General features: G+C 70.1%; 7 protein-coding genes. 3 read left to right on the plus strand and 4 right to left on the minus strand.

The features are described 5' to 3' along the window. Positions 1–30 precede the first annotated feature (30 nt). Positions 31–4305, minus strand: coding sequence for an OmpA family protein (locus BMW87_RS15375; RefSeq protein WP_093077249.1), 4275 nt, complete (start codon positions 4303–4305; stop codon positions 31–33). After that, on the minus strand, positions 4302–12353 hold the full coding sequence (locus BMW87_RS15380) for an SdrD B-like domain-containing protein (protein WP_093077251.1): 8052 nt from the start codon (positions 12351–12353) through the stop codon (positions 4302–4304). The genes BMW87_RS15375 and BMW87_RS15380 overlap by 4 nt, the downstream gene beginning before the upstream one ends. Before the next feature lie 224 nt (positions 12354–12577). Between BMW87_RS15380 and BMW87_RS15385 the strand changes: the two genes are divergently transcribed. Beyond that, positions 12578–13432 (plus strand): response regulator transcription factor, encoded by an 855-nt coding sequence (locus tag BMW87_RS15385; protein ID WP_093077252.1) that lies wholly within the window; start codon positions 12578–12580, stop codon positions 13430–13432. Positions 13433–13450: 18 nt separating this feature from the next. Next, a complete protein-coding gene (locus BMW87_RS15390) occupies positions 13451–15778 on the plus strand; it encodes a sensor histidine kinase (RefSeq protein ID WP_093077254.1) in 2328 nt (775 codons plus the stop codon). A 26-nt stretch (positions 15779–15804) separates the two neighbouring features. Here the strand turns inward: BMW87_RS15390 and BMW87_RS15395 are convergent, their stop codons facing one another. Continuing rightward, positions 15805–16878, minus strand: a complete 1074-nt coding sequence (locus BMW87_RS15395; RefSeq protein ID WP_093058588.1) for an L-idonate 5-dehydrogenase — start codon at positions 16876–16878, stop codon at positions 15805–15807. Between the two features lie 19 nt (positions 16879–16897). Beyond that, the gene (locus BMW87_RS15400) at positions 16898–17851 is read right to left on the minus strand and encodes a 2-hydroxyacid dehydrogenase (RefSeq protein WP_093077255.1); all 954 of its coding nucleotides are present in this window, start codon (positions 17849–17851) and stop codon (positions 16898–16900) included. 133 nt (positions 17852–17984) lie between these two features. On the opposite strand from BMW87_RS15400, the gene BMW87_RS15405 reads away from it, so the two are divergent. Beyond that, positions 17985–18764, plus strand: coding sequence for an SDR family oxidoreductase (locus tag BMW87_RS15405; RefSeq protein WP_177192792.1), 780 nt, complete (start codon positions 17985–17987; stop codon positions 18762–18764).

The following is an 18764-nucleotide window of genomic DNA, read 5'->3' on the forward strand; positions in this document are numbered from 1 at the left end:
TCGTGTCCTTCGCGCATGGCACGGGCTTCGTCAGAACTTGCCGAGCACGTTCAGGAACCACCCCTTGCTGCGGTAGCTCATGTCGGTGAGGTTGTCTGAGTAGTCGGTGAAGTTGTAGCCCACGCCCACCTTCAGGTTCTCGTTGACGTGGTAGTACGCGGCGGTGACCCAGCCGCTCTTGCGGTCCTTGAGTTCCTTGGCGCGCAGCGTGCGCCACTCGAGCATCCAGTCCCAGTTGCGCACCAGCTTCCAGTCGACGCGCAGCACGGCAAGCTCGGCCGAGCTCTTGAACCACGGCGACGAGTTGTCGCGGCTCGCGCGCAGTTCGCCGCGGCGCCAGGCGTACTTGCCGCCGAGGGTCCAGCGCGGGTCGATGTCGTAGGTGGCGTCGATCGCGAACACGTGGCTGCGCTGCTGGTAGTCGATGCCGGTGGTCGACACGGTGCCCAGGCTCGAGTCGACCCCGCCCGACACCACCTGGCCCGGAGATGACAGGTCGTACAGGTAGGTGTACTTGAAGAGCAGGTTGAGCCGGTCGTTCAGCGCCGGGCGCAGTGCGTAGCCGAGCATGGCTTCGGTGTACTTGGCGGCGGCCAGTGTGCCGGTGGTGCTGTCGCTGTCGGCCCAGTTGAACTTGCCGACCCAGCGCGCGTCGTCGTCCACCTTCCAGCTGAAGGAGTTCTTCACCAGCCAGCTGGTGCGCGTCTCGGCCGTGGTGCGGTCCTTGCGGTATTCGAGGCCGCCGCTGTACTTCATGCGCTCGCTCGAATAGCCGGTGGTGAAGGCCACGGCCTCGCGGCGCGTGGCGCCCAGGGTCTCGGCGCCGATCCAGCCGTTCTCGAAGTTGACGCCGAAGGTCCAGCGCGTGTCGGGCGCGTACTGCACGCCGTAGGCATGCGTGAGGCCCGGCTGCGTGCCGGTGGCCTGGCGATGCTCGGTGAACATGGTCAGGCCGTCGCCCACCCGGGAGCGCACGCCGGTCACGAGGCTGCCGCCGCGGCCGATGAGGTTCTCGTCGGTGCGGCCGGTGTCGGCCACGTAGGTCATGTAGAGGTTGGAGCGGTCGTCGTACTGGTAGTCGACGCCGGCCTTGCCGGCCAGTCCGCCGTCGCCGGTGGAGACCTCGCCGCGCAGCGCGAGCTTGTCGTTGACGCGGTAGCGCCCGCCGAAGCCCAGCCGGTCGTTCTCCAGCCGCGTGCCGGTGCGCCGCAGCGTCTTCTGCGCGAAGCCGTAGGCGCTCCAGCGGTCGCTGCCGGTGTATTCGAGCTGCACGGCCGCGTCGGCGCGCTCACCCGACACCGCCTGTGTGGTGGGCAGCGACGGGCTGGTGATGAGCGCGTCGCCGGTCTTGTCGTCGTAGCGCAGGCCGAGGCCGAGCTTCCACTCGGGCGACAGGGTCAGGGCGTACTGCGCGTCGAGCACGCTGCTGTTGTAGCCGTCGCGCTCGTCGCGGCGGTCGGCCTTCAGGCGCAGCTCGCCTGCGCCGCTCTGGCCCTTCTCGCCGAAGGGCACGGTGGCCTGCACGCCGGTCTGGCGCGTGGCGTTGCTCGCGTACTGGCCCGGCGCCGAGAAGCCCGCGTCGCGCGACTGCGCGTAGGCGCTCACGCGCCCACCGCCGCGGATGTCGAAGTCGCCCAGGTCGGCCTGGCCTTCGAGGCGCCATGCGTTTGCGTTGCCGGTGGGTCCGTTGCCCAGCGTGTTGCCGATGGCACCGTTGCGCCCCGTGAAGCTGAAGCCGCCGTCCAGCGAGTCGAGCTGGCTGGTGCCCGGGCCCTTGCTGCGCGCGAACTCGCCCTTGAAGTAGGTGTTCTCGGTCTTGCGCAGCGTGATGTCGGTGCCGGCCAGGCGCTGGTCGCCGCCGATCTGGTCCTGCCGCGACGCCGTCACGCCCACGCCCACGTGGTCGTTGGCCCACCACGACACGCGGCCGCCCACGGCGAGCGTGTCGAGCGAGGAAGTCAGCGGCGTGTATTCGTAGTCCACCACCAGGTAGGTCGGCATGCCGGTGAAACCGCCGGCGCGCACCAGCGAGCCGTCGTCCGACAGGCTGGGCAGCGGCGCCGACAGCAGCACGCGGCCCTGCAGGTAGTCGATCTCGTAGTCGGAACTCGGCACGAGCTGCGTGCGCTTGAGCACGAAGCCGGAGTCCTTGTCGCGGATTTCCAGCGTCACGCGCTCGGCGCCGCGCGTGATGTCCTGGTTGCGCAGGTAGTAGAGCGATCCGCCGGTGCCGCGGAATTCCTCGCGCGCGGCCAGCGTGCCGGGCTCGGCCGCGAAGGCGTCGACCTTCAGGCGCGCCTCGCCGAAGGCGGTCGACTCCTCGCCCAGGTAGCGGCCATGAAAGCCGTAGAGGCCGCGGCTCACGCGGGTGAGTTCGGTGTCGCCGAAGTTGAGCTTGAAGTTGCCCCACATGGCCTGCGAGCGGCCGTCGTCCACGCGCAGGTAGAAGCGGCCCTGCGTGGGCGCGTCCTCGATGGTGGTGGAGTCGTCGCCGAAGGTGCTCCACGAATCCTCGGGGTCGAAGCGGCGGAACAGCGAGGTCGGGTCCTTGCGGTCGAGGTTGCGGAACAGCTCCTTCAGCGGGCGCTCTTCGGTGTCGACGCTGGCCGTGAGCGTCCAGCGGTCGTTGAGCTGGCCCTTCGCATAGCCGGCAATGCGACCTTCGCTCCAGCCGCCACCGCCGTAGCGGTTCTTGTCGTTGGTCATGATCGCGGCCGGGCCGCTCACGCTGTTGCTGCCCACGGTGAGGTCGGCCTGGCCCACGAAGAACCAGTCGCTCGCGGGCAGTTCGAAGTCGCGGCGGTAGGCACGCGTGGCGCCCTGAGCGTCGGTAACGGCGATCTCGCCGGTCTGCACGCGGCGCGGCACCAGCTGCTGGAACACGAAGCGGCCGCTCTCGTCCACCGGCACCGCAAAGCCGAGCGCGCGCACGCTCTCGCCGGGGCGAATGGCCGCGCCGCTGGCGGTAACGGTGCCGGCGCTCAACGGAATGTTGGCGATGGCGATGTTGTTCTGGCCATAGCCGCGCAGCAGCTCGCGCACCGGGTCGGGCGGCGTGCCGGTCTCGGGCTTGTGGCGCTGGGCCAGCGTGAGCGAGAGGTCGTCGGTTTCGTCGAAGCGGCCCTGGCGGTCGTACACGCGCACGCGGTAGTACAGCTTGCCGCTCGCGCCTTCGGCGAGGCGGTTCAGCAGCCCTTCGGGCACCTGCCATTCGCCGCGCAATGCGGCGTCCAGCGGCACGGTTGCGACCAGGCGGCGCTGCATCACGTCGTTGGCGGTGAACACGCGCAGTTCTGCCTTGCTGGTGAACAGCAGGTAGTTGCTGTAGCCGGCGAAGCGCACGGTGTCGCCCGCCACCACGGTGGTGGGCCATGCGCTGGCGCTCAGGCGGCGCGGCTGCGAGAGGTTGTCGTACTGCAGGCGCAGTTGGTTGCGCTCCAGCTGCACGTCGACGCAACGCTGGCGGTCGGCACTCGTCGTGCCTTCGGCGGACGGGAGCTTGCCGTCTGCGGACAGCAGCTGGCCGTCCACGCTCAGGCGCAGCGGTGCGTCGTCGGTGCCGAAGGCGGTGAAGGTGCGGCACACGCCGGGGTCGGCCGGTGCGGGTGCCGGCGCAACGACAGCATCGCGCCAGTACACGCGCACTTCCACGCGCCTGTTGGCGGCCCAGTTGGCGGGGTCAGTTGCAGGCGTGGCCACGGGTGCATCGGGGCCGCGCGACGTGGCGGAGGCCGCGGCCTCCGGCAGGCCCAGGCGCTGCGTGAGGTAGCGACCGGCCTGCTGCGCGCGGGCCAGGCCCAGCGCGTGGTTGTCGGCAAAGCGCTCGCGCGACTTCGCACTCAGGGGCTGCGTGTCGGTGTGGCCGACGATCTCGAAGCGCAGGCCGTCGCGGCCTTTCACCTGGTCGGCGATGCGGTCGAGCTGCGCGCGGTCGGCGGGCAGCAGGCCGTCTGCGCCGGAATCGAAATGCGGCGTGCTGGCATTGCTGCGTTCGACGGGCGATGCGGCCACGGCGGCCGTCGCCGCGCGGGGCTCGACCGCATCGCCGAGCACGAAGGTGGCCTTGGGCAGCTCGCGCTCGCTGCTGCGCGGCAGGCGGCGTGCGCCGTCGATATCCACGGCGCGCGGGTCGGCCGTGGCCTGGTCGAGCATGCGGCCGCGCACGGCGGTCTCCTGCGCGGCGGCCAGCCCCATGCTCAGGCAGGCGGCGGTCACGGCGCCTGCAAGGGCCATGCGCTTCGGAAGCGTCTTTCTTCTTCTCATGTCGGCTCGCTGGATCGGGTTCGGTGTCTGTGGGCGGGTCATGGCTTCGCCTCGTCCGAGGCGGCGGTGGCAGGCACCAGCTCAACCTCGATGTCCAGGTTGAAAAGCGGCGGCTCGTTGCGCCCGGCGCGTTGTTCGCCGAGCTGTTTCCAGCGCGCGAGCACCGCAGCCTTCACCGCGTCGGTGCGCTGGCGGCCCAGCGATGCGGGCTCGCCCTGCGCGGCCTTGTAGGCCAGCCGCAGCACTGCCGTCTTTTCGGCGAGCACGTTCACCGTGCGGTCTAGCTCGCCCGCGAAGCCGGCGCGCAGCGCGCTGTTGCCGTCTTCGAAGGCCGCGCCCTGCAGCGCGAGGCGCACCACGCGGTGCACGGTGGCGCCGAAGTTGATCTTCAGCACCTTGCCGCGCGTGGCGCGCTCGGCCGCCGGGTTCTCGCTGGTGGTGCGATAGCCCGAGGGCAGCGTGCGCTCGTCGAGCTTGAGCACCAGGTTGCTGCCGGTGCCTTCCTTCGGAATGGCGGCGCAGGCGATGTGGTAGCGGCCTTCGGCGTCGGTGGTGGCCAGCACGCCGTTGACCGTTGCGATGCGCACGTTGGCAAGGCCCGGTTCGCCATCGTCCTGGTAGCCGTTGGCGTTCTTGTCGTCGTAGACCTTGCCGATCACGTCGGTGCAGTCGAACAGCGCATCGGGCACCACGCGCACGGTGGCCGTGGCAAGGTTCGACAGCGTGCGGCCGCCCACGCCCTGCAGGGCGACGACCTGGTTGACGAACTCGCCCTCGCCCACGCCGACCCCCACGCCCGCGACCATCAGGTATTCCTTGGTCTCGTTGGGTGCGAAGTTCTGGCCGGGCACCACGACCTGGCGGCCGTTGATCTGCGGCACCACCGGCAGCGCCACGCCGCCGGGCATGGTGCGCACGGTGAGCGAGCCCTGGATGTAGCGGAAGCCCGGCGGCAGCGTGTCGACCACGGCCACGCCCGGCACGGGGTTGCCGCGCGTGTTGCGCGCCGTGATGCGGTAAGGCAGCAGCTCGCCCTTCTTCACGGTGAGCTTCGATGTCGTCTTGCGCAGCTCGATGAGCGTGGCGTCCGACGGGTCGAGCGGGATGTTGTTGGCCACCACGTGCTGGCCGCCGCCGCCCGGCATCTTGAACATCAGGTAGTAGCCCGCGCCGGTGACCAGCGCTGCGCCGGGGCTCACCACGCAGGGGTTGGTCTGCGCGGGTGCCGGGCCGTTGGCGGGCGCCGCGCACGACTGCGTGCCCAGCGCGCCGGCCGCGGCCGGGTACATCGACGACGGCAGGTAGGCGCCCGGCGGCGTGATGGCCAGGCGGTAGTCGCCGGCCGGTGCGCCCGGCAGCAGGAAGAAGTCGTAGTAGCCGTTGGGGCCGGTCGTGTAGGTGTCGCGCCCGTCCAGCAGGTGCTGCGCGGGGTCGAAGCCGGGCGGGCCGACCAGGCGCACCACGGCGCCCGGCACCGGCGTGCCGCTGACGCTGTCGTACACCACGCCGCCCGGGTCGTACGGCAGGTCCTGCTTCTGCACGTTGGCGCCCGCGTTCACGCGCACCTTGATGGTGAAGCGCGGATCGCTCGCGGCGGGCGTGGGATACGGGCCGCCCGCGCCGTTCTGCGACGCATCGGTCGGCCATACGCCGCCCACGACGCGGCCGTCGGGCGCGCGGAAGCGCACGCGGTATTCGCCGGGCACGAGGTCGCCGAAGCGGTAGCTGCCGTTGGCGCTCGTGGTCACGGTGTAGAGCACGGTGGCCGCGGTTTCCGCGCAGGCGTTGCCGCCGTCGGCGCAGCGCAGCAGCTCGACCGTCCAGCCTTCGCCCTGGCCTTCGCCCGACTCGCGGGTGCGGTTGTGGTTCTGGTCGAACCACACGGTGCCGGTGAGCGAGGCGGGCTGGTTGCTGTGCTCGTTGAAGTCGTAGCCGGTGCCGTGGGCGTCCAGGCCGGTGAAGTTCACGCGGATCTGGTTCGGTCCCTGCGCGGTGCCGCCCAGCGTGCCGGGCACGGCAATGCCTTCGTCGTAGCCCGTGGGCTGCGTCTCGGTGACGGTGTAGCCGCCGCTGCCGGGCAACGGCAGGCCGGGCAGTTCGTAGCGGCCGTTGGCGTCGGTGACGGCGGTGCGCGTCACCGGCTGGCCCGCGGCATCGGTGCCGGTGAGCGTGATGGTCACGCCCGGGATCGGCAAGTCTTGCGGCTCGCGCGTGCCGTTGCGGTTGGCGTCGTTGTAGACGGTGCCCGCCAGCGATGCGCCGCGTTCGCCGAAGTTGTAGTTGTCGCCGTTGCCGCCGCGGTACGCGATGGCGCCGATGACGTCGTTGCCCAGCGTGCCGCTGGCCGTGCCCTCGAGCGTGCCCACGGCGTCGAGGCCGTCGGCATACGTCACGGGCTGCGTCTCGCGGATGGTGTAGCCCGCGGCGTCGGCCGGCAGCAGGCCGGTGAAGACGTAGCGGCCGCTGGCGTCGGTGACCACGGTGGCGTTCACCACCAGGCCGCTGGCCGAGCGGCCGGTGAGCGTGAGCGTCACGCCCGGAATGCCGGCCTCGGTGGGCTGGCGAACGCCGTCGTTGTTGGTGTCGACGTACACCCAGCCGGCAATCTGGCCGCCGCGCTCGCCGAAGTTGTAGTCGATGCCCACGTCTTCCGAGACCAGTGCGAGGCCGCCGAAGCGGTCGTTGGTGCCGCCGGGGTTGACGGTGCCGCGCGCGGCGCCGCCAACAGTGCCGAGCGACTCGGGGCCGTCGGCCACGCCGGCGGGTTGCGTCTCGTCGATCTGGTAGGTGCCAGGCGTCAGCGCGTCGACCAGGTAGCGGCCGTCGGCAGCGGTCTGCACCGTGCGATCGACGGCGTTGCCCTGGAAGTCGGTGCCGGTGACGCGCACGGTGGTGCCGGCGATGCCGGGCTCGCCGCTGTCCTTGGTGCCGTTGGACGGCGCCACGTCGGCGTACACATAGCCCGAGAGGCTCGCGGGCTTCACCGCCGAGAAGTTGTTGCCGGCCGAGCCCGAGCCCGCGGCGCCAAGCACGATGTTCTGGATGACGTTGGCCGTCGAGCCGTTGGGGCCGTTGGTCACGCCGGTGCCGCCGGTCGGCACGGCGCCGGGCGTGCTGCCCGCGCCGCTGACGTTGCCGGCGCGCGTGATGCCGGGCAGGTAGCCCGTGGGCCGCGTCTCGGTCACGGTGTAGCTGCCGGGCGCGAGGTTCGGAAAGCTGTAGTCGCCGCTGGCGTCGGTGGTGGTGGTGCGCGACACCGTCTGGCCGTTGACGTCGGTGCCCGTGAGCGTGATCGTCACGCCCGCCAGGCCCGGCTCGGTGGCCGGCGCGCCCTGCGCGCCGCTGCCGTCGCGGTCGTAGTACACGCGGCCCGAGATGCCGCCGGGCAGCAGCTCGCCGAACCAGTATTCGCCCTGCGTGGTCGGCACGCTGGTGCCCGAGACGGTCACGCCGCTGATGACGTTGCCACCGCCTTGCGGCGTGCCGGGTTGGCCGTTGTTGTTGGCCTTGCCCGGCGCGTAGTTGGCCGGCTGCGTCTCGGTGATGGTGTAGCCGCCCGCGCCCGACGGGGGCACGTTGCGGAACTCGTAGCTGCCGACCGTGCCGGTGGGCACGGCCAGGATGTTCACCGCGTTGCCCGCGGCGTCGGTGCCCGTGAGGCGCAGCTCGACGTTCGGGATGCCGGTGTCGCCGGCCTGCGGCACGCCGTCGTTGTTGGCGTCGACGAACACGCGCGTCGTGATGCGGGTGAGCAGCTCGCCGAAGTCATAGCCGGTGCCCGTGACGTTGGAGCGCAGCGCGATCGCGCTCACCACGTCGTTGCCTGCGGTGCCGCCGGCGGTGCCGGCCGCGTCGCTGCCGTCGGCGAAGGCCGCGGGCTGTGTTTCAGTCAGCGTGTAGCTGCCGGGCGTGAGGTTGTTGAAGGCATAGTTGCCGGTGGTCGCGGCCGTGGTGGTTGTCAGCGACACCGGGTTGCCGAACATGTCGGTGCCGGTGAGCGTGACGGTCACGCCGGCGATGCCGGGGTCGCCCGCGCTGGCGGCGTTGTTGTAGTCGGCGTCCTGGTAGACGCGGCCGGCCAGGCTGGATGCGCGTACCTCGCCGAAGTTGTTGGCCGTGGAAGCGCCGCCCGTGCCGAGCACGATGTTGTCGATGCGGTTGGCATTGGAGCCGTTCGGGCCGTTGCTGGTGCCGGGCGGGACCGTGCCTACCGTGCTGCCCACGCCGCTGACGGTGCCCGCGCGCGTGATGCCGGGCTGGTAGGCCGCTGGCTGGTCTTCCACCACGCTGTAGGTGCCCGCGGGCACGGTGAAGCCCCAGTTGCCGTTGGCGTCGGTGGTGGTGGTCATGACGACCGCGTTGCCCGAGCTGTCGGTGCCGCTCAACCGCATGGTCACGCCGGCGATGCCGGGCTCGCCGCTGTCGATCAGGCCGTTGCCGTTCAGGTCTTCGTACACGCGGCCGGACAGCGCGCTGTTCTGCACCGTGATCTGGCCGTCGTTGAAGTTGTTGCCGGCGTCCGGATCGGCACCGCCGTTGGTGTCGCCCGAGCCGGTAGTGACGATGTGCGCGCGGTTCGTGAGCACGGTGCCGTTGGCTGGCGCGGCGCCGCTGAAGCGCACCGGAATGCGCACGGTGGCCGTGCCGTTGGCCGGCATCGAGGTGATGGCGCAACTCACGGCCGTGCCGCCGGCAACGCCGGTGCAGGTGGGCGCGGCGGGCGTGAAGGCGCCGCTCGTGACGGTGAACACCGGCGTGCCCGTCAGCACCAGCGGCGCGGGCAGCGTGTCGGTGAAGCTGGTGGTCTCTGCGCTGTCGGGGCCGTTGTTGCGCAGCTGCACGAGCCAGTCGAAGGTCTGGGCCGACGACACGGTGGCCAGCGGCGTGGCGGTGCCGGTCGTGACGGCGGCCTTGGAGACCACCTGTACGTCGGCCTTGAAGCGGAAGGTGGTGTTCTCTGCCACCGAATTGTTGTCCTGCCGCGTGTCGTAGGCGTTCTGCGCGGCCAGGACGAAGTCGACCTTGGCGTTGTTCCGAAAGGTGCCGCGGGAGACGCCGCGCAGCACCACGCGGAACTGCAGCGTGTCGGGCTCCCCGGTCGCCCCGTTCTCGCTTTGCTTGCCGCCCAGCGCAGGAATGGTGAATGTGACCTGCCCGCCTGACGTACCAACCGCCGGGCTGGTGATGAGGATCCCCGCCGGCGCGCTCGCGGACACGAAAGTGGGTGCGGCTTCTCCGGAGGGCAGGGCCTGCGGCAGGGTGTCGACCAGACGCACGCCTTCCGCCGTCGATGCGGCGTTGTTCGATACGGTGATGGTGTAGCCGACGTCGTCGCCCACGTTCACCGGGTCGGCATCGTCGTGCTTGGTCACCGCCAGGTCGTACGTCGGTGCGGAGACCGAGGTCGAGGCGCTGGCGGCGTTGTTAGTCATGTCGAGTTCGGGCGTTTCCGTCTTCACGACCACGTTGTTGGTCACGGGCGGCGGCTCTCCCAGCAGCGCGTACAGCGGCCGCACGCGCACCGTGACGGTCTGCTGCACGTTGCGGTTGAGCGAGTTCCAGGTGCACACGAGCTGGTTGTTCGTGGCGCCGGTGGGACTCGTCGTCGTCGGTGTCGTGCCACAGGTGCCGCCGCCGGACGGGATTGCATCAATGAACATCAGGTTCGCTGGCAGCGTGTCCGTCAGGCTCACGGCATAGGCGCGGCTCAGGCTCTGCGGCACGTTCCGGTTGACGGCGGTCAACGTGTAGGTGAGCACCTGGCCAACCGGTGCCAAAGTGGGGCTGGCCGACTTGGTGACCGTCACGTCGGTGCGCGCGAGCAGGAAGGCGGAGGCGCTGCCGTTGTTGTTGGCCAGGTCCGGATCTGCCGGCGTGGTCGCCAGTGCATTGGCGGTGTTGTTGATCTGGAAGCCGTGGTCGGTGGCCGAGGCGCCGTCGCCGTAGTGCTTGGCGACGACCTGGATGACCGGGCACAGCGGCAGGGCGCTGGCGGGGTCGGTGCTCGCGCGGCAGACCGGCAGGGTCGACAGCGTGCAGTTCGACAGCGACGCCTGCCCGAAGCCGCCGCCGTTGGCCGGCAGCGCGCAGGTGCCCGCGAAGGTGCCGCCGTTGGGCGTCTGCGAAACGCTGCCTGCGCCGATCACCTGAGCGAAGCTGTCGGTGACGACCACGTTCTGCGCCTCGGAGGGGCCGGCGTTGACCACCTCGATCTGCCACGTGACGTCCTGGCCCGCGATCTGGCGGTTGCCGACGCTGTCGCCGATGCCCACCACGCGCTTGAGCACTTTCACGTCAGCGGCGGTGGCGACGTCGTCCACGCCGGTGCCGAGGTTCACGCAGTCGTTGCCGGTGTTGGCGTCCGGGTCGGTGCCGAGCGTGGGCGCGCTCGCGGGCAACGCCACGTTCACGCACATCCTGTTGACGATCTGGCCGCCGCCCGACGGCAGCGCCGGGATGGTGGCGTTCACGATGATGTAGCCGCCGTTGCGCGCGCTGGCACCGTTCGACAGGTCGACATCGATGTCGGCGGCGAGCGTGCGCGTGCAGGTCACGGTCGCGGGGCCGGGCACCGGCGTGGCGGGCGTCGGGACGACGGTGGCGCCGCCCTGGGTCACCGTGCAGGTGTAGCCGTCGCGCTGCGTGACGCTGTTGATCTGCACGCCGGCCGGCAGGTCGTCCACCAGCTGGATGGTGCTGCCCGCCAGCAGGCGCGTGCTGCCGAGGTTGGTGCTGCCGACCTGGTAGTCGAAGGCCTGGCCCAGCGGCACGTTGTTCTGCGGCCAGCCGCGTCGCTTGTCGGCGCGGAAGTCGGTGGCGGAGACCGCCACGTCGGCGGGCACGCTGCCCGTGGCGGAGTTGGCGATGGGCCCGGTCGCGCTCACGGTGGCCTGGTTGACGACGCCGGTGCCGGCAGACGAGGCGATCACAGGGATGAGGATGTCGCCGAGCGCCACGTTGGCGCCGCCGGTGCCGCCGATGTCGGTGCGCGTGCAGCTGACCGTCTGGCCGGCGACCGAGCAGGTCCAGCCGCCGCCCGCGGAGAACGGCTGGATCGTGAAGTTGGCCGGCAGCGTGTCGCTCAGCGTGACGCCCGTGGGAGCGGTGCCGCTGAAGCTCGGGCTCAGCCGGAAGTTGAAGCGCTGCCCCACCAGCAGCTGGCCGCCGTCATGGCTCTTGGCGAGCGCGAGCACGTAGCCCGCCGTCACGGTGGTGTTGGCGGTGGCGCTGTTGTTGGTGGAAACGCCATCGCCGATCGAACCCGCCGACACCACGGCCGGCTGGTGCGTGATGGTGGAGCCCGCGCCCGCGGTGACCACGCCGTTGACGGTGAAGGTGCGCGTGTTGCTGCCCGGGGTGGCCGGCGTGGCCGGCACGTTGCAGGTCAGCAGGCTGCCGCTGATCGAGCAGCCTGAGGGCAGGCCGGAGCCCGAGACCGACAACCCCGTGGGAATGGAATAGGTCAGCGTCGAGCCCGAGCTGGTGTCGGGGCCGTTGTTGGTGAGCGTGAAGACGATCGGCACCGTGCTGCCGCTCGGCGCGGTGGCCGGTGCGCTGATGGCCACCGACACGTCGGCGCCCTGGTTCACCGTGATGATCTTGGTTTCGCTCGAGCTGCCCCCGCTGATCGCGGCGGTGACGCTCAGCGTGCCCTGGACGGTGGTGCGCAGCAGTACCTGGAAATCGCGCAACTGGTTCGCACCCAACGTGATGCCCGAGCAGGTCAGCGTGCCCGGGCCGGCTGCGCCCACCGCGACGCCGGACGAGCAGCTGCCCACAGGAACCGCGCCGGTGCCCATGTAGATGGTGTTCGCGGGGATCGTGTAGGTGAAGGAGGCGCCCGGCGCGCCGATCGGCAGGCTGTCGGTCTCGGCGATGGTGATGGTGCTGGTCACCGTGCCGCCAGCGGGAAGGATGTCGGGCGAATGAACAAGGCTCGACACCTGCGGCACGGCATGCGCGGCCGCGGCGAACAGCAGCCCCGCCAGAGGCGCTGCCACGCGCGTCAGGCAGCGGCGCAAGCGCGCTGCGTTGGAAGGCACGTCGCGACGCGCCGACGCGTGCGACAGATTCGTTGGGGTCCTGAACATCCCGTCCCTCGTGATTGCTCTGATGGACCGGGCACCGTTTCTTTTGTCGCCGCTCGATGCGGCGGGGTGCTCCGGAAAGGGCGCGATTCTTGGACCCCACTCGCCGGTGCACTTTTGGCATTCAGGACAAAAGCTTTGCCGTTAATGACATTTGTTTACGAATGCAACATAATGTGAACTAAATCACACAGCGTTTCGGCGACGCACTCCTACGCTCGACGTCCATGTCTTACTGGTCGACCACGCCACCCCGGCGCGCGCACATCCTCGTCATCGACGACAACGTCGAAGAACTGCAGTTGCTGCTGGGAGTACTGCGCGAAGCCGGGCACCGCATCAGCCTGGCGTTCAACGCGCTGGAGGGCTACCGCAGGGCCACGGCGCTGCAGCCCGACCTGATACTGCTGGACGTGCGCATGGGCGCCACCGACGGCTTCGCGACCTGCCGGCTGCTGAAGGCCGACCGCGCGACGACACGCATCCCGGTGATCTTCGTGACCTCGTCGAGCTCGGTGCAAGAGCGGCTCACCGGCCTGCGCGAAGGCGCGGTCGACTACATCCTGAAGCCCTTCGAGCCTGCGGAAGTGCTGGCGCGCGTGGCCGTACACCTTGCGCTGTCAAGCAGCCGGCAGCAGGCGCAGGCCTGCATCGCGCAGGCCGAAAGCGCAGTGGAAAACGCGAAACGGGAACGCGGCGCCAGCACCACCCCGGGCGCCGACCACACCGACCGCGTGCTCGCGCAGGCCGTCGAGCGCCTGGTGCGCGCCGACCTGGCGAACGTGCCCACCCTGCCCGAGCTGGCGGCGCGCGTGGGCACGCACGAAAAGCGGTTGTCGCGCGTGTTCCGCGAACAGACGGGCCGCACGGTGTTCGAGTTCGCACGCGAGGCGCGCCTCGCCGAGGCGCAGCGACTGCTCGCGGAGTCGGCGCTCAGCGTGGAAGAAGTCGCGCTGGCCGTGGGCTTCTCCAGCGCGGCCAACTTCTCGACCGCGTTCCGCGAGCGCTTCGGCCGCACGCCCACGGCGTTTCGCCAGGCGCCTGCCGCCTCGACCTCTCCGCCATCGGTGCCGTCGGCCTGATGCGGCGTTGAGAAGGCGGTGACCACCCCGGCCCTGCGCGGCATCCGCACGTTGCTGCTGTGCTGCGCCTTCTGGCTGGCGGGGTCGTCCGCGGCGCATGCAGGCGTGCTTCACGTCGACGACGCGACCCGCTGGCCGGTGGCGCTCGACACGCGCGCCGAGGTGTTCGAGGACACCAGCACGCGGCTGTCGCTCGACGAAATCGATGCCCTGGAAAGCGGCGTGCCCGGCGGCTTCCAGCCCGGCAACGCAGCGCGCATGCGGCCGGGCTTTTCGCGTTCGGCCTTCTGGCTGCGGCTCACGCTGGTGAACGACACCGGCGCGATCCAGCCGCTTCGGCTGGTGCTCGACGCCACGTGGCTGCAGCACGTTGATTTCCATGCGCGCCGCGAGCTGGCGGGCTGGGCCACGTGGACACATGAGCAAACCGGCGTGTCGGTGCGATCACGCACCGGACGGGACCGCGAGCGCGTACCGACGCTGGCCCTCGACCTGCAGCCCGGCGAGCAGGCTCGCGTGCTGGTGCGGGTTCAGACGAACAGCAGCGTCAAGCTCGCGCCGGCGCTGTATTCGGCCGACGCCTGGCGCGAAGCAGAAAGCGGCCATGCACTGCTCGACGGCCTGCTGATCGGCGGGCTGCTGGTGCTCTCCGTGTATTCGCTGGCGCTGTGGTTCATCTCGCGCGACCTGGCAACGGCGCTGCAGAGCCTGGGCTTCGCGCTCGTGGCGCTCTACGAGGGCGCCTACCGCGGCCATGCACGGCTGGCGCTGTGGCCCGACAGCCTCGAATGGAGCTACCGCGCGGCCGGCGTCACCGCGGGTTGCTGCGTGCTCTCGCTGATGTTCTACCTGTACGCGGTGTCGCGGCGCAGCCCGGTGCGCGCGCCCGGACTGTCGCTCTTCGCGGTGCTCGCGGCAGGGCAATGCGTCGTGGTGCTGGGCACGCTGCTGGGGCCGTACGCGCCTTTCGCGCTGGCCGGCACGCTGAGCGCGCCGGTGGTGGTTCTCGCATTGACCGTCGGCACCTTCATCTACATGCGGCGCGCGGGACCTGGCGGGCGGCTGGCCTTTCCGGTGATGAGCATCGTCACCGTCGGGGTGTGCCTGCGGCTCACCGAACTCGCGATGCCGGCGCACACGATCCCCGGCTTCGACGCCTATGCGCTGGGCTTCCCGGGCATGCTGGTCGGCCTGGTGGCGCTGGCGGCGTGGGCGCACCACCTGTCGCGGCAGCAGCGCGTCGCGCAGCGCACGCTGGTGCACTGGCAGGCCGAGGAACAGCAACGGCTGCAGGAAGAAGTGAAGCGCAAGACGCACGCGCTGAACGCCGCGCTTGAGCAGGCCGAGCACCAGGCGCGCGAGCAGACGCAGCTGCTGGCCTACATCAGCCACGACCTGCGCGCACCGCTGTCGACCATCATCGGCAACGCGCGCCTGCTGCATGGCGACAGCTCGCCGCCGCCCGAGCGGCTGCAGGCCATCGAGCGCAGCGTGGCCTACCAGCTCGCGCTGATCGACGATCTGCTCGACTACGCGAAGAGCGAGCTGCTGCCCTTCGCCTTCGAGCCCCGACCGGTGCACCTGCGCGCGCTGATCGACGACATCGCGCAGTACGCAGACACGCTCGCGCAGCGGCAGCACAACCGGTTCGAGCTGGAGGTGCTGGGCGCACTGCCGGTCGCGGTGTACATCGACAGCAAGCGCTTCCAGCAACTGCTGCTGAACTTGCTGTCGAACGCCGCGAAGTTCACGCGCGACGGCAAGATCGGCCTGCGCGTGCAGGCCCGGCCGCGCGCGGACTCGTGGCGGCTCAGGTTCGACGTGTGGGACAGCGGCATCGGCATCGACAAGGAAGACCAGGCGCGCATCGTCCAGGCCATCGCGCAGGGCGCGCCCAGCGCCAACGGCCACGGACTGGGGCTGGCGATCGCGCGGCGCATCGTGCAGCACATGGGCGGGCGCCTGCTGCTGGAGAGCCACCGCAACCTGGGAACGCGTGTGCACTTCTCGGTGATCGTGAAGGACGCGCCGAAAGAATTGCTGCCCCTAGCCACCAAGTCACAGCAGCCGCAGCAGCCGCGCCATGCACCGCCCGTGCCCGTACCGGGCCACAGGGTGAGACGTCCACCGGTGCCCGCGATCGCGCCGCTTCCCGCATCGGTGCGCGACGAACTCGAAACGCTCGCGCGCGACGGCCGTTGGAGCGACCTGCACGAATGGGCCGACCGGCTTGCGGCCGACGCGCGCCACTCGGCGCTGGTCGACGCGGTGCGGCATGCGCTGGACATGCTGGACTTCGAACACATCCGCCTGCTGGCGCGCGCAACGCCTAACGCGAGCCAATGACGCTGCGGGCGTCTGCGGAAAACCCGTCATGCCGCGACGGCCTCCGCGCCCACGTCCGCGAAGTCGATCAGCACCTTCATCGCCTTCTGACGGTCGCTCGCCAGCTCGAAGGCCTGCCGCGCCTGCAGCATCGGGAAGGTGTGCGTCACCACGGGCGACAGGTCCACGCGCCCTTCGTTGATGAGCCGCACCGCGAGCGCGAACTCCGCGTGGAAGCGGAACGAGCCGCAGATGCTGAGCTCTTTCGCCACCACCATGTTCTGCGGAATGCTCACGTCGCCGCCCAGGCCCAGTTGCACGACCACGCCGCGCGGGCGCATCACTTCGAGGCCGTCGCGCAGTGCGCGCTCGTTGCCGGAGCATTCGAGCATCACGTCGAAGGTGCCCTTGTCGGCTGAATAGCGCGACACCCAGGTCTTGTCCTGCGCGACGTTGATGACGTTGTCGGCGCCCATGGCACGCGCGATGGCCAGCGGCTCGTCGACCACATCGGTGGCGGTGATCTCGGCTGCGCCATGCGCGCGCGCCGCCGCGATGGCCAGCACGCCGATGGGTCCGCAGCCCGACACCAGCACGCGCTTGCCCAGCAGCGGACCGGCGCGCGACACGCCGTGCAGCCCCACCGAGAACGGCTCGGCCAGCGCGGCCAGGCGCAGCGGCACGTGCTCGGCCACCTTCACGCACTGCGTGGCCTCGCACAGCAGCATGTTGCGGAACGCGCCCTGCACGTGCGGCGTGCGCATGGCGCTGCCGTAGAAGCGCATGTCGAGGCACTGGTTGGGCAGGCCTTCGAGGCAGAACTTGCAGGCGCCGCAGGGGCGGCTCGGGTTGATGGCCACCTTGTCGCCGATGCGCACGCTCTCGACGCCGGGCGCCACCGCCACCACGGTGCCGGCCACTTCATGGCCCAGCACCATCGGCTCCTTGATGCGCACGGTGCCGAAGCCGCCGTTGTGAAAGTAATGCAGGTCGGAGCCGCAGATGCCGCCCATGCCGACCTTCACCAGCACCTGGCCGGGGCCGATCTCGCCGGCGTCCTGTTCGTCCAGACGCAGGTCGTCGGGGGCGTGGATCACGAGGCACATACAACGCAAACGCATGATTCTTTCCTTCGGCCAGTCAGGGCACGGGAGTAATGAGAGGCTGGCCCGTGAAGTGGGCCTCGAGGTTGCGGCGCACCAGTTCGCCCATGGCGCGGCGCGTCTGTTCGGTGCCGCTGCCATGGTGCGGATGCAGCACCACGTTGTCGAGCGCGGCAAAGCGCGGGTCGATGCGCGGCTCGTTGAGGAACACGTCCAGCGCCGCGCCGGCAATGCCGCGCGCCTCCAGCGCCTGCAGCAGCGCGCCTTCGTCGACGGTGGTGCCGCGCGACACGTTCACGAGCCAGCCCCTGGGGCCCAGCGCCTGCAGCACCTCGGCATTGACGATGCCGCGCGTGGCCTCTCCGCCGGGCAGGATGACGATGAGCACGTCGCACCAGTCGGCCATGGCGCTCAGGCTGGCGAAGTGGCGGTGCGGGCTGTCGGCCTTCGGCGTGCGGCTGAAGTAACCCAGCTCCACGTCGAAGCCCGAGAGCCGCCGCGCGATGGTGCTGCCGATGCGGCCGAAGCCCGCGATGCCGATGCGCTGGCCGAAGACTCGGGTGGTCAGCGGCATGCCGCCACCGGCCCACGCGCCGCTGCGCACGAAAGCATCGCCCGCCGGAATGCGCCGCTGCACCGCCAGCGTGAGCCCCACGGCGAGGTCGGCCACGTCGCCGTTGAGCACGTCGGGTGTGTTGGTCACGCGGATGCCGCGCGCGCGGCAGGCGGCAAGGTCGATGCCGTCGGTGCCCACGCCGTAGCAGGCGATCAGCTCCAGCGCAGGCAGCGCGGCGATCAGTTCGGCGTTGGCACCCAGCTCGCCGCGCGTTGCGACCGCGCGAATGTTCGGCGCGTGCTCGGCAATGAAGGCCTGCCGGTCCGGCGCTTCCCAGAGGCGATGCAGCGTGTAGGCCGCCCGCATCGGCGCCATGTCCCATTCCGGGTAGGTGCCTGGCATCAGCACGTGCGGGGATGTAGCGGTAGCGGTCAAGCGGGTGTCTCCTCGGATAGCGGTTGCGACTCAATAAGATACCGGTAACTTTAATTGATGAAAGAAAATAATGCCAGCGGAGGTTTTACCAGTTGACGATCTCAAAAGATACCGGTAACTTATGCCGTCAGCCATGTACTCGGAGCCTCCTTTGAAACTCTTCGATCTTTCCGGGCGCACCGCCCTCGTCACCGGCTCCAGCAAGGGCATCGGCTTTGCGCTGGCGGCTGCGCTCGGCAACGCCGGCGCGCGCGTGGTGCTCAATGCACGCGATGCCGCGTCGCTCAACGCCGCCCGCGACGCCTTGCGCGCCAAGGGCATCGCGGCCGAGGCCATGGCCTTCGACGTGACCGACGCCGCAGCGGTGGAAGCCGGCGTGGCCGCCATCGAGGCCGACATCGGCGCCATCGACATCCTCGTGAACAACGCCGGCATGCAGCACCGCGGCGCGTTCGCCGAATTCCCGATCGACGCGTGGCACAAGATCACCACCACCAACATCGACAGCGTTTTCCTGGTCGGCCGCTTCGTCGCGCAACGCATGATCGAACGCAAGCGCGGCAAGATCATCAACGTGTGCTCGGTGCAAAGCGAGCTGGGCCGCCCGGGCATCGCGCCCTACGCCGCCACCAAGGGCGCGGTGAAGATGCTCACCAAGGGCATGGCGATCGACCTCGGCAAGTACGGCATCCAGGTCAACGGCCTCGGGCCGGGCTACTTCAAGACCGAACTCACTCAGGCACTGGTGGCCGACGAAGCCTTCACGGCGTGGCTCTCGGGCCGCACGCCCGCCGGCCGCTGGGGCGACGTGGAAGAACTCGGCGGCGCGGCCATCTTCCTGGCCTCGGATGCGTCGAGCTTCGTCAACGGCCACATCCTGTATGTGGATGGCGGCATCACCTCGAGCCTGTAG

The sequence above is a fragment of the Variovorax sp. OV084 genome, assembly GCF_900111625.1.
GTDB lineage: Bacteria > Pseudomonadota > Gammaproteobacteria > Burkholderiales > Burkholderiaceae_C > Variovorax.

What these genes read in the sequence shown, in the direction of transcription:
- BMW87_RS15375 (WP_093077249.1), bottom strand. Translation starts at nt 4,305, where the DNA reads ATGACCCGCCCACAGACACCGAACCCGATCCAGCGAGCCGACATGAGA.
- BMW87_RS15380 (WP_093077251.1), bottom strand. Translation starts at nt 12,353, where the DNA reads ATGTTCAGGACCCCAACGAATCTGTCGCACGCGTCGGCGCGTCGCGAC.
- BMW87_RS15385 (WP_093077252.1), top strand. Translation starts at nt 12,578, where the DNA reads ATGTCTTACTGGTCGACCACGCCACCCCGGCGCGCGCACATCCTCGTC.
- BMW87_RS15395 (WP_093058588.1), bottom strand. Translation starts at nt 16,878, where the DNA reads ATGCGTTTGCGTTGTATGTGCCTCGTGATCCACGCCCCCGACGACCTG.
- BMW87_RS15405 (WP_177192792.1), top strand. Translation starts at nt 17,985, where the DNA reads ATGTACTCGGAGCCTCCTTTGAAACTCTTCGATCTTTCCGGGCGCACC.